General features: G+C 65.6%; 12 protein-coding genes and 1 tRNA gene. 3 read left to right on the top strand and 10 right to left on the bottom strand.

The genetic code is table 11. The annotated features are described in order from the left end of the window. Position 1 precedes the first annotated feature (1 nt). The 3 genes from MP11Mi_RS00270 to MP11Mi_RS00260 all read right to left on the bottom strand — a co-directional run bounded on the left by MP11Mi_RS00270 (position 2) and on the right by MP11Mi_RS00260 (position 1,664). Positions 2-364 carry an NADH-quinone oxidoreductase subunit A gene (locus tag MP11Mi_RS00270; protein ID WP_420042156.1) on the bottom strand — a complete coding sequence of 121 codons (363 nt, stop codon included), beginning with the start codon at positions 362-364 and terminating at the stop codon, positions 2-4. Between the two features lie 167 nt (positions 365-531). Then, positions 532-927 carry a hypothetical protein gene (locus MP11Mi_RS00265; protein WP_420040340.1) on the bottom strand — a complete coding sequence of 132 codons (396 nt, stop codon included), beginning with the start codon at positions 925-927 and terminating at the stop codon, positions 532-534. 38 nt (positions 928-965) lie between these two features. Beyond that, complete coding sequence (locus tag MP11Mi_RS00260; RefSeq protein WP_420040339.1) at positions 966-1,664, bottom strand: histone deacetylase; 699 nt, start codon at positions 1,662-1,664, stop codon at positions 966-968. Between the two features lie 83 nt (positions 1,665-1,747). On the opposite strand from MP11Mi_RS00260, the gene MP11Mi_RS00255 reads away from it, so the two are divergent. Then, complete coding sequence (locus MP11Mi_RS00255) at positions 1,748-2,809, top strand: 2,3-butanediol dehydrogenase (RefSeq protein WP_420040338.1); 1,062 nt, start codon at positions 1,748-1,750, stop codon at positions 2,807-2,809. 109 nt (positions 2,810-2,918) lie between these two features. Here MP11Mi_RS00255 and MP11Mi_RS00250 read toward each other — a convergent pair whose 3' ends face one another. Further along, a complete protein-coding gene (locus MP11Mi_RS00250) occupies positions 2,919-3,857 on the bottom strand; it encodes a LysR family transcriptional regulator (protein WP_420040337.1) in 939 nt (312 codons plus the stop codon). 72 nt (positions 3,858-3,929) lie between these two features. On the opposite strand from MP11Mi_RS00250, the gene MP11Mi_RS00245 reads away from it, so the two are divergent. Beyond that, entirely contained in the window at positions 3,930-5,144 is a 1,215-nt protein-coding gene (locus MP11Mi_RS00245) for an MFS transporter (protein ID WP_420040336.1), read from the top strand. A 38-nt stretch (positions 5,145-5,182) separates the two neighbouring features. Here MP11Mi_RS00245 and MP11Mi_RS00240 read toward each other — a convergent pair whose 3' ends face one another. From MP11Mi_RS00240 to MP11Mi_RS00220, 5 genes are all read right to left on the bottom strand, one after another. Then, positions 5,183-6,136 carry an aldo/keto reductase gene (locus MP11Mi_RS00240; RefSeq protein ID WP_420040335.1) on the bottom strand — a complete coding sequence of 318 codons (954 nt, stop codon included), beginning with the start codon at positions 6,134-6,136 and terminating at the stop codon, positions 5,183-5,185. A 153-nt stretch (positions 6,137-6,289) separates the two neighbouring features. After that, a tRNA-His gene (locus tag MP11Mi_RS00235) sits at positions 6,290-6,362 on the bottom strand. A gap of 122 nt (positions 6,363-6,484) precedes the next feature. Continuing rightward, on the bottom strand, positions 6,485-7,084 hold the full coding sequence (gene orn / locus MP11Mi_RS00230; protein ID WP_420040334.1) for an oligoribonuclease: 600 nt from the start codon (positions 7,082-7,084) through the stop codon (positions 6,485-6,487). A 35-nt stretch (positions 7,085-7,119) separates the two neighbouring features. After that, positions 7,120-7,926 carry a mycolate reductase gene (gene cmrA / locus MP11Mi_RS00225; protein WP_420040333.1) on the bottom strand — a complete coding sequence of 269 codons (807 nt, stop codon included), beginning with the start codon at positions 7,924-7,926 and terminating at the stop codon, positions 7,120-7,122. Between the two features lie 77 nt (positions 7,927-8,003). Continuing rightward, a complete protein-coding gene (locus MP11Mi_RS00220; protein ID WP_420040332.1) occupies positions 8,004-8,615 on the bottom strand; it encodes a TetR/AcrR family transcriptional regulator in 612 nt (203 codons plus the stop codon). 91 nt (positions 8,616-8,706) lie between these two features. Between MP11Mi_RS00220 and MP11Mi_RS00215 the strand changes: the two genes are divergently transcribed. Further along, the gene (locus MP11Mi_RS00215; RefSeq protein WP_420040331.1) at positions 8,707-9,126 is read left to right on the top strand and encodes a DUF4345 domain-containing protein; all 420 of its coding nucleotides are present in this window, start codon (positions 8,707-8,709) and stop codon (positions 9,124-9,126) included. 15 nt (positions 9,127-9,141) lie between these two features. Here MP11Mi_RS00215 and MP11Mi_RS00210 read toward each other — a convergent pair whose 3' ends face one another. Continuing rightward, positions 9,142-11,205, bottom strand: a complete 2,064-nt coding sequence (locus tag MP11Mi_RS00210) for an NADPH-dependent 2,4-dienoyl-CoA reductase (protein ID WP_420040330.1) — start codon at positions 11,203-11,205, stop codon at positions 9,142-9,144. Between the last annotated feature and the right edge of the window lie 2 nt (positions 11,206-11,207).

Below are 11,207 nucleotides of genomic sequence, written 5' to 3'. Positions count from 1 at the left end.
ATCAATCCCACCTGAGTCCGCCGCGCCGCCACTCGTAGGCGTAAGCGACGGACACGTTGACGACGAACAGGGCGACGGCGATGAGCCCGAACCAGCCGAGACTCTCGGACGCGACCGCCCACGGGTAAAGGAAGACGATCTCGATGTCGAAGATGATGAAGAGCATCGCCGTGAGGTAGTACTTCACCGGGAAACGTTGGACGATGTCGGCGGCCGGCGGCAGTGGTTCGATACCGCACTCGTAGGCCGCGAGTTTAGCGGCGTTGCGGCGACGCGGTCCGACGACGGACGCGATCATCACCGACACGATGGCGAACGCCGCAGCGATCGCAGCGAGTACCAGAATCGGCCCGTACGCGTTCATCTCCAAGCCCTCCACTGTCTCGACGGCGTCGAAGGGAGCACCTTCGGCGTCGATCGGTTTCTTGTGACTTGAACCACACCTTACTCACGGAATGGTGTGTGCCGTGGGAGGTTTCGGCCAACTCTGCGCGACCGGTCGCCTGCGCTGGGAGAACGTCAGCGCGCCGGTCAGCGCAGAAGGTCGACGAGAGTGCGCGCGAGCTCCATCGGGTCCACCGGGACGCGCGCGGTCGCGTCGGCGCGCGACCAGTCGGCTAACCAGCGGTCGGCGTCGCGGGCGATCAACACCACAAGCGGCGGGCACGGGTCGTACTCGTCGCGGACCTGTTTGGCCATGCCCATCCCGCCCGCGGGCGCGGCCTCGCCGTCGAGGATCGCGACGTCGACCGTGCCACCGTCGAAGTGTTTCAACAGCATCGGCGACGTCGCTACTTCGACGAATTCGAGGTCGGGCAATTCCGGGTGGAGCGTGGTTCCCAGCGCGCGGAGCACCTCGCGACGCGTCCCCGAATTATCCGAGTAGACGAGGACGCGGATGGTGACACGATCGGTGGAAGTGCTCACGATTCCGACCCTAACGTCCAGGGTGTGCCGTCCGGCGGCTATTCGCCGATGCCGCACGCCCGGAAGTAGCGCGCGATCTCGTTGTCGTCCCAGCCGTGGGTCTCACGCAGGCCGCGGCCGATCATCGCGAGATACGGCTCACTCGGCGCGGTGTGCGCGACGTCGCGGATACCGGGAACCGACGTGAACGTGAGCGCGGACAGTCCGTCGATGGTGCCGACCCGGACCAGACGCGAGTACAGGCCGTCGTCGACGACGTGCGCGTCGCCGTGCCGCCGGAGGATCGCGCTATCGCGGAGCGCAGCTTCGACGGCGCCGCCGACGATGGGTTCACGGTCGGACTCCTGTGCGGCGACGTCGGCGAACTGTTCGATCGAGATCAGGTAGGCGCCCGCCGGTGTCGGGCCCGGCGTCTGGTGGTCGTAGAACGCCATGCCGCCGCGCCACGTGCGAGACTCGCCTGCGAAGAAGATCCGGCCGGGCAGCGTGGTCGGTCGAGCATCGAGCGGCGGCGAGGTGTCGCGTGCGCCCGGGTAGGTGCGTAGTCCGCCGTCGGGTCGACCGCCCTGCAGGTAGCAGGAGAGTCGGTCGGCACACAGGTTGGAGCCATAGCTGACGTACCAGAGGTGCGTCGCCCGGAGGTGAGAGGCCCGGAGGTGAGAGGCCCAGCGGTGAGAGGCCCAGCAGTGAGTCGAATCGGGAGCAGTCGCATGGGGGTGCGCCACGGTGGCAGGCATGGTCTGCACGTTAGCGCGCTGGGCGGGGGTTGCAAGGGGTTGCATGCTGGTGTGACGTCGACCACCGGTCCTACCATGGCCTTATGAGAGCCGCACGCTACTACGACCGCAACGATATCCGAGTCGAAGGCATCCCAGAGCCGACCCTTTTGCCGGGAACGGTCGCGATCGACGTCGGTTGGTGTGGGATCTGCGGCACCGACCTCCACGAGTTTCTCGAAGGGCCGATCTTCATTCCGCCATCGGGTTGTCCACATCCGATCTCCGGGGAGTCGGCACCGGTAGTGATCGGTCACGAGTTCTCCGGGACGATCACTGCGCTCGGCGACGGCGTGGGCGACCTGTCGGTCGGCCAGAACGTGGTCGTCGAGCCTTACATCATCGCCGACGATGTCGACACCGGTCCCGGGCAGGACTACCAACTGTCCAAGGACATGAACTTCATCGGACTCGGCGGGCGTGGTGGCGGTCTCGCGGAGAAGATCGTCGTACAGCGCCGCTGGGTGCACCCGATCGGTGACATCCCGCTCGACCAGGCAGCACTCATCGAACCGTTGTCGGTCGCCCACCACGCGTACGTGCGGTCCGGAGCGAAGGCGGGTCAGGTCGCGATCATCGGCGGTGCCGGGCCGATCGGTCTGCTCACCGCGGCCGTCTTGAAAGCGGAAGGCCTCACCGTCTACATCTCTGAGCTGTCGGACGCGCGTAAACAGATGGCGTCCTCGACTGGTGTGGCCGACGAGATCTTCGACCCGAGGGACGGCGACGTCGCCGAGCGAGTACGCGCACTGACCGGCGGTGCCGGTGCCGATGTCGGCTTCGAATGTTCGTCCGTCCCCGTCGTCCTCGACATGCTCCTCGACGCCGTCCGGCCGGGCGCCGTGATCGTCAACGTGTCGATCTGGGGGCATAAACCCGAAGTCGACATGCCGAAACTGGTGCTCAAGGAGATCGACCTGCGGGGCACCATCGGCTACTCGAACGATCATCCCGCGACGATCGCGCTGGTCCAGAGCGGGAAGATCGACCTCGCCCCGTTCATTACCGGCCGGATCACTCTCGACGGCCTCGTCTCGGACGGCTACGACCAGCTCATTCACCACAACGAGCAGCATGTGAAGATCATCGTCGATCCACACGCGTGAACCGCTCCGGCCGTCGGGTCGATTGCTTACAGAGGATCGTCCGCCCCCGCCGGCAGTCCTATGAGTCCGCCGGTAGTCTCATGAGAACGTCTCCGGCGCCGCCCCCCGATCAACCGTGCGGCAACCAGGTCGACGTGCGTGCGGCGACATCGATCGTCGTCTGCGCAGCGGGGGAGAAAGTGACGTCGCGAGGCCAGGAGATGCCGATCTCCCGGTGTGCGGCGGTGTCCGCGATGGGCAGCTCGACGATCCCCGAGGGGGCGGGTGCGGCAGGCGGCAGGATCGCGACTCCGAGACCGACGGCGATCAGGCCGCGCAGCGTGTGTAGGTCCTCGCCCTCGAATCCGCGCTCAGGTTCGGCGCCCGCGTGCCCGAGTAGCGCGTCGACGTGTCCACGGAGCCCGAACTCGGGACGCAATTGGAGCATGTGTTCACCGGTCAGCTCACGCAATCGGACGCGGGTGCGGCGTGCCCACCGGTGACCGTCCGGAACAGTGAGGACGAGAGGTTCGGCGAACAAGCGGGCGGTCTGGACGTCCAACTCTCCCGCGTATGGCGGCGAGACGATCGCGGCGTCGACGTCCCCCGCATCTAGTGCGTCGGTGCACAGTGTCCGCGAACCCTGGCGGAGTTTGAATCGGGCGTTGGGCCGCAGTTCGAGGACGGCGCGCAACAGCGCCGGGACCACAACCCGGCCCATGTCGTTCTGGAACGCCAGCGATACCGTGTCGGCGCGTTCGTCGGAGCGTCGCGCAGTCGAGTCGATCCCTGCGCGGGTCGCGTCGACTGCGCGGTGCGCGTACGGAAGAAGATCGGCGGCTTCCGGAGTGAGGGCCACGCCGCGCCCGTCGCGGACGAGCATCGGCGTACCGAGTCGTTCGGCGAGGCGGGTCAGCCCGCGACTGACTGTCGGCTGCGGGACGCCGAGCTCGTCCGCAGCCGCCGTCACACCGCCGGTGTCGGCGACAGCAATCAGATACGGCAGATCGGCGAGGACCTCGCGCAGCGCTGACGTCGTCAGATCACGTATGCCGCGCCCAGTACTCATAGCAATAGCGTATGCGTTGCAGCCTATGCATGCATTGGTGTCGGATGGTTGGCGCTCGTAGCGTAAACCCTCGTGACAGATACTCTCCACGCGTTCTCGTCGCCCTGGGTGGGCCACCCAAAGGGGTCGAGCGAGTATCGGCGGATCTTGTTCGCGTTGGCGTGTGCCGGCGTGGCGACATTCGCTCAGCTGTACTCGCCGCAGGGAATCCTGCCGGAGATCTCGGAGTCGTTGGACGTGAGCGCCGACCAGTCGGCGCTGTTGATCTCCGTCGCCACGCTCGGTCTGGCTGCCGCGGTGCTGCCGTGGTCGATAGTCGCCGACCGGATCGGCCGCCTCCCGGCCATGCGGCTGTCGCTGATCGCAGCCACCACATTCGGCCTCGCAGTGACGGTGTGTCCGAACTTCACCGGCGTCCTCGTCCTACGTGCGCTCGAAGGCGCGGCGCTCGGCGGCCTGCCCGCTCTCGCCATGACCTACCTGCAGGAGGAGATCGCACCCGCGCACACCGCCGTCGCGGCGGGCACCTATATTTCGGGCACGACGATCGGCGGTCTGTCCGGGCGGATCGTCGCCGCGCCGTTTGCCGAGTGGTTGGACTGGCGATGGGGTGTGGGCTCGGTCGTCGTCCTGTCGGCCCTGGCCGCGACCGCGTTCATGCTGTTGACGCCGACCCCGCGCGGCTTCCGCCGAGCCCGCGACGAGGAGCGCCCGTCACTCGCACACGTCCTGTGGGTCAACCTTCGCAGTCCGCAGATGCTCGCGCTGTATGCGCAGGGATTCCTGCTGATGGGCGGGTTCGTGACGATGTACAACTACCTGTCGTTCCGATTGCAGGCGCCGCCGTTCCTCCTGCCGAGTTCGCTCATTGCCTTCCTGTTCCTCGCCTACCTCGCCGGCACTTGGTCCTCGCGTCGGGCCGGTGTCGTCGCGGGAACACGGGGGAGACTGCCAGTTCTCCTCGGATCGATCGCGGTCATGGTCGTCGGTGTGCTGGTCACGCTCGTCGACTCGCTGCCAATCATCATCGTCGGTCTCGTCGTCCTCACCATCGGATTCTTTGGCGCCCACTCGATCGCGTCTGGTTGGTCGGCAGCTCGAGCCGAAGTCGGTCGCGCGCAGGCGGCGTCGCTGTACAACCTCTTCTATTACGCGGGTTCGAGCGTGGTCGGTTGGGCGGGTGGAATCGTCTTCATCCACGCGGGTTGGACGGCGACCGCGCTCGTCGTAGCCGGGCTCGCGGTGATCGCGGGCGGGTGCGCCGCGACGGTGCTGCGGAGCCGGTAGCCCTGAATTCTCCGCGTGCCGCTGCCCGCGACAGGCCCTCAGATCGTGTTCTCCCACGCCCCTCGGGTGTCGACGCCGATGCTGTCGGCCAGCGCCTCGATCTCGTCGATCTCCGCTCGACTTAGGGTGAGACCGGTCGCGTTGACGGCATCGCCGATGTACTCGGGGCGGGTCACACCGATGATCGGGACGGTCCCTTTCGCGATCGCCCACGCCGAGGCGACATCGGCGGCGGACGAGTCTCGGCCGTTCCCGATCGACGTGAGTAGATCGGTCAGCGCCTTCAATTGGGGGAGCATCGTGTTGTAGACGGCGGCCCGCGTGCTGCCGTCGGGCAGCGGGTGGTCGGGACGGTAGACGCCAGTCAGCGCGCCCTGTTCCAGAACCATGTAAGAGAAGAACGCGATGCCGTGCTCTGCGCAGTGGTCCAGGATGCCCGCGCGCTCAGAGTTGCGGTACAGAAGGCTGAAGTGATTCTGGACGGCGTCGACGCGGAACCCCGCTTCACGCAGGATCGAGTCCGCGAGCACGATTTCGTCCAGATTGTGGTTCGAGACGCCGACTCGCTTCACCGTCCCTGCTTCCAGGAGCGGGATCAGCTGCGGCGTCCATCGTGCTACGTCGGCCGGACTGTGAATCCAGTAGAGGTCGACGTAGTCCGTGCCGAGTCGGGCGAGGCTCTCGCTCAGCATGTCGGCGACCGGGTTCTGTCCGCCGCCCGCGATGCGCGGCGTGAACTTCGTCGAGATCTGGTAGTCCTCGCGGTCGTATCCGCTCAATGCGTGGGCCAGGACGGTCTCGGATCGGCCCATCCCGTAGATCGCGGCGGTGTCCCAAAAGGTGAGACCGCTCGACTGGCCGCGGTCGGCGATCTCTGCCACGTCGGACTCGGTGAAGCGGCTCCCGAAGATCCCGTCGCCGGACTCGCCGGTGTCGCCCCATGCCCAGGTGCCGAGCGCGACGGTGGGGAACGACGGGTCGATGGTCGCCATGAGTGCCTCCAGACGGGTCGTGGATGTGTCGTCTCCATGGTGCAGCATCGGCGAGCGGCGCGGGGTGAGCGGCGCGAATGCTGTATCTGTCGTCCTACTCGGGCGTCGACCAACAAAAAGTGGGAGACCCGACAACGGGTCTCCCACTTGCGGGGTGGATGACGGGACTCGAACCCGCGACAGCCAGGATCACAACCTGGTGCTCTACCAACTGAACTACACCCACCATCGGCGCCGACTTCCAACGTTCACACGTCGTTGGCCGAGCCAGGCTCATACTCTAGCCGGTTCCGCGCAGTAATTTCCAATCGGTTTTTGACCTGCGTGTTTCGCCAGGCATTCATCGGATCAGATGGGTGGAAGGTCGCCGACGATCGTCTCGAGCTTCTTCGCGTCGGGGCCGGGCGCCGGCACGAATGCGGCGGCGCGATAGTAGCGGAGCTCCTGGATCGACTCGCGAATGTCGGCGAGCGCCCGGTGTGCGAGACCTTTCGCCGGCTGGCCGAAATAGATCGCCGGGAACCAGCGACGGCACAGTTCCTTGATCGAACTGACGTCCACCATCCGGTAGTGGAGGAACGAGTCGAGTTCCTTCATGTCGCGCGCGATGAAGCCCCGGTCGGTGGCGATCGAATTGCCCGCCAGCGGGGCCGCCGCGTCGCCGCTGATGTGCTGTCGAAGATAGTCGAGCACCAGCTTCTCCGCTTGCGCGAGCGTCACCGTCGAGGCGCGGACCTCCTCGGTGAGCCCGGAGTCGGCGTGCATCTTCACGACGACTTCGGGCATGTTGGCGAGCGCGTCGTCTTCGGCGTGGATCACCACGTCCACACCCTCGCCGAGAATGTTCAAGTCGCTGTCGGTGACGAGAGCAGCGATCTCGATCAGCTTGTCGGAGCCCACATCGAGGCCGGTCATCTCACAGTCGATCCACACGAGTTTGTCCTGCACGCGATCGACTCTATGCCCGAAGCGGGTGGCGCGGGTTAGTCGCCCTCGCCGAGCTTGCTGTAGAAGCGGCCGACGATTGGTGCGACCGCAGCTCGCGGCGAGTATCCGCCCGCCACTGACATCGCCTTTGACAACGTGCCGGGGACCACGCGCATCTTGTTGCGCGCTAAGGCATTCAGACTCATCTCGGCGACCTTCTCGGATGAGTGCCACAGGAAGTCGGGCACCATCTTGTCGACGATCGACTGATCCTCCGGAGCAGGCGCGGCGGTCCGCACCGGCCCGGGAGCCAGCAGGGTGACGTGTACGCCGGTGTCCTTGAGTTCACCCCGCAGCGACTCACTGAAGGTATTCACGAACGCCTTCGTCGCCGCGTACGTGGCGTTGTTCGGGATCGCCATGTTGCCCGCGGCCGAACCCACCATCAGAATCCCGCCCGATCCCCGCTCGACCATCTGCGGGAGCACCGCCAGAGTCAGATCGTGCACGGCGTTCGCGTTCAACCGGACCTGTGCTCGCTCGTACTCCAAGTCGGATTCGGCGATCGGACCGAAAGTGGCGATACCGGCGTTGTTGCACAAGACCGAGATATCGCGGCCACGTAGCTCATCGCAGAGCACGCCGACAGCGGCCAGATCGGACAGGTCGACCGCACGCACTTCCGCGTCGACGTTGTAGCGGCTACGGAGCTCCGTAGCGAGCACGTCGAGGATCTCACCGCGTCGGGCGACGAGGATGACTGAATGGCCGCGCCGGGCGAGCTCCCGCGCGAGCGCCATCCCGATCCCGGACGACGCACCCGTCACGACGGCGCGGGCGGCATTACGAGGAACTACAGGCATGGCGTCATGGTAACGGGCGCGAGAACGTCCGACCGGATTCGGGACGGCACGGGGCCGGTCTCAGATCAGTCAGTGACTCACGGGGCCTGCGCATTCAGATCCAGATATCGGCCTAGCGCGGCGTCGAATGCTGCCATGCAAAGATCGAGGTTCTCGCTCGGTGCGATGCGCGCGTCCAGATAGGTGGCTAGAGACGCTTCACGGACGAAAGCCACCCACCCGATGAAGCCGACTTCTGCCGCGGCACGCGAGTCGGGTGCAGCGCCCGCCGCGTCGATGAGGATGCTGCTCAATTCGGCGAAGCTTGCGTCGATCGGCTTGCGAACTGCCGGATCGCTTGCGATCGAGCTTCGATTCGCGATCACCATCAACGGCAGATTCGTAACGTAGAAGTCCAAGTACACACGGAGACGGACTTCCACCCATTCGCGCACCGTCGCTGGCGGTGACTGAGACTCCACTGGGCTCGCGCCGGTGCGGAGGCGCTCGTGAGCCCGGGCCCAGACGCCGCCGAATAGATCGGCCTTGGTTGCGAAGTAGTGGTAGAGCAGCGCGCGCGTGACGCCCGCACGATCGGCGATCTGCTGCATCGACACGTCGTCGACGCTCGACTCCCGAAACACCTCCTCACCGACGTCGAGTAAGGCGTCTCGCCGATGATCGGGGGGCAGGCGACGACGAGGGGGCACCGTGCCACTGTAGGCGAACCCGGCGCGTGGTTGATGGCTGTCGGCTTGGGTCGTATCCTTTATTTGACAGCAGTAAAATTAGGAGGCTGTGATGGCACGGGTCTTTCGCGCATGGCTCGTCGTATTCGGTGTCGTCGTGATCGGAATCGCGGTGGCCCACTTCCTTTTCGGCCAGGCCACCTATATCGGAGGCGGCGACGTCAACGCCACCATGGACTCCGACCTGCGCTTTTTCAATGTGCTCTTCGCCGCGTACGGAGCTACATTCCTCTGGGCCTCCCGGGACGTCATCGGGCGGGCACGTCAGATTAACCTGCTCGGACTGCTGTTCTTCGTCGGCGCCTTCGGTCGACTCCTGGCCTGGATCGCATCCGGCACACCGACGCCGTTCTACGTGGCGATGTTTGTTGTGGAGCTCGTTGTTCCGGTTGTGCACTACGTGGTGCTTCGGACGCTGACGAGCGGAGCCGAGAAGCATAGGGTCTCGACTCCGCTCGACCAACGGGTGTAGGGCCGAAGGCTCACCTCACTTGATGCCTGCGGCGACCTCCGTGCCCTGGCGGATGGCGCGCTTGGCGTCGAGCTCAGAGGCGAAGTCGGCGCCGCCGATCACATGGGTGATGACGCCGGCCTCGGTCAGCGGGTCGACGAGCTCACGAACCGACTCCTGGCCTGCGCAGACGACGACGTTGTCGACTTCTAGTACGCGAGTCCCGGTCTTGTTGCCTTCCCGATCGTGCAGGGTGATGTGCAGTCCGGCGTCGTCGACCTTGTCGTATGTCGCGCCAGAGATCTGCTCGACGCCCTTCATCTTGACGGTCGCGCGGTGTACCCAACCTGACGTCTTGCCGAGGGTTTTGCCCTGGCCGCCCGGCTTGCGCTGCACCATGTACACCTGGCGAATGGCGGGCAGCGGACGGTTCTTGGTGACGAACCCCGGGGTGTCGAGGTCTTCGGTGACGCCCCATTCCTGCTCCCATTCCTTCAAATTGAGGGTGGGGGACTCGTCGGTCGTCAGGAATTCGGTGACGTCGAAGCCGATGCCGCCCGCGCCGATCACCGCGACTCGCTTGCCGATCTCGCGATGGCCTAGGACAGCTTCGGCATACGACATCACCATCGGATGGTCGATTCCGTCGATCGACGGGACACGCGGGACGACGCCTGTCGCGACGATCACTTCGTCGAACCCTCCGGCGACGATGTCGGTTGCCGATACCCGGGTATCGAGGTGGACGGTGACATCGTTCACCTCGAGTTGCCGCGTGAAGTAGCGGATCGTCTCGTTGAACTCCTCCTTGCCGGGGATGCGCGCGGCGATGGAGAACTGTCCGCCAATCGTGCCGCCGCCCTCGAACAAGTCAACGCGGTGACCGCGCTGCGCAGCCGACACCGCAGCCGACAGGCCTGCTGGGCCGGCGCCAATGACGGCCACCCGTTTGGCGCGGCGCGTTTGCCCTAGTGTCAGCGTCGTCTCGCGGCCTGCACGCGGGTTGAGCAGACACGACACCTTCTTGCCGACGAACGCGTGGTCCAGGCAGGCCTGGTTGCAGCCGATGCACGTGTTGATCTCGTCGGCGCGACCGGACGCAGCCTTGTTCGCGAAGTCCGGATCGGACAGCAACGGACGCGCCATCGAGACGGCGTCCACCTTGCCGCCGGAGAGGATCTCCTCGGCGAAATCAGGAGTGTTGATGCGATTCGACGCGATCAGCGGGATGGACACGACGTCGCGCAGACGCTCAGTGAACTTGACGAACGCGCCACGCGGAACTGACGTGACGATTGTCGGAACCTGCGCCTCATGCCAGCCGATGTCAGTGTTGATCGCGTCAACACCGAGTTCCTCGGCGCGCCGGGCGAGCAGCGCGATCTCGTCGAATGTCTGACCGCCCTTCACGAAGTCGGCGACCGACTGGCGCAGGATCACTGGGAAGTCGCGCGGCACCTGCTCGCGGATCTCCTTGATGATTTCGATGAGGAAGCGCTGCCGGTTCTCCGTCGACCCGCCCCACTTATCGGTGCGGTCATTCGTGTGCGGGCACAGGAACTGGTTGATCAGGTAACCTTCGCCGCCCATGATCTCGATCGCGTCGTAGCCCGCGCGGCGCGCTAGCTTGGCGCTCTGGCCGAACGATCGGATGACGTGCTTGATGATCGCTTCGGTCATTTGGACGTGCTTGAACGGGTGGATCGGCGACGGTGCGCTACCGGCGGCCACCTTGAACGGCGTGTAGCCATAACGGCCCGCGTGGATGATCTGCAGCGCGATCTTGCCGCCCTCGTGGTGGACCGCTTTGGTGAACTCGCGGTGCCGCATCACGTCGGCCTGGTTGGTCATCTTGCCGGCGAACGGCAGCAGCAGGCCGGTGCGCGACGTCGCGAATCCGCCGGTGATGATGAGGCCGACGCCGCCGCGCGCGCGCTCGGCGTAGTAGGCGGCCAGCTTGGGAGTGTCCCACAGCCGATCTTCCAGACCCGTGTGCATCGAACCCATGACGAGTCGGTTCTTGAGCGTCGTGCCACCGATTTGCAGTGGCTCGAACAGGAGCGGGTAATGAGTGTTGGGTTCGGCCGTCGGGGCTGACATGG

The sequence above is a fragment of the Gordonia abscondita genome, assembly GCF_032711245.1.
Lineage (GTDB): Bacteria > Actinomycetota > Actinomycetes > Mycobacteriales > Mycobacteriaceae > Gordonia.
This window is presented reverse-complemented; position numbering and strand designations above follow the sequence as displayed.

Coding starts and splice junctions, on each gene's coding strand:
- MP11Mi_RS00255 (WP_420040338.1), top strand. CDS start 1,748: ATGAGAGCCGCACGCTACTACGACCGCAACGATATCCGAGTCGAAGGC.
- MP11Mi_RS00215 (WP_420040331.1), top strand. CDS start 8,707: ATGGCACGGGTCTTTCGCGCATGGCTCGTCGTATTCGGTGTCGTCGTG.
- cmrA (WP_420040333.1), bottom strand. CDS start 7,926: ATGCCTGTAGTTCCTCGTAATGCCGCCCGCGCCGTCGTGACGGGTGCG.
- MP11Mi_RS00260 (WP_420040339.1), bottom strand. CDS start 1,664: ATGCCTGCCACCGTGGCGCACCCCCATGCGACTGCTCCCGATTCGACT.
- MP11Mi_RS00250 (WP_420040337.1), bottom strand. CDS start 3,857: ATGAGTACTGGGCGCGGCATACGTGATCTGACGACGTCAGCGCTGCGC.
- MP11Mi_RS00270 (WP_420042156.1), bottom strand. CDS start 364: ATGAACGCGTACGGGCCGATTCTGGTACTCGCTGCGATCGCTGCGGCG.
- MP11Mi_RS00240 (WP_420040335.1), bottom strand. CDS start 6,136: ATGGCGACCATCGACCCGTCGTTCCCCACCGTCGCGCTCGGCACCTGG.
- MP11Mi_RS00210 (WP_420040330.1), bottom strand. CDS start 11,205: ATGTCAGCCCCGACGGCCGAACCCAACACTCATTACCCGCTCCTGTTC.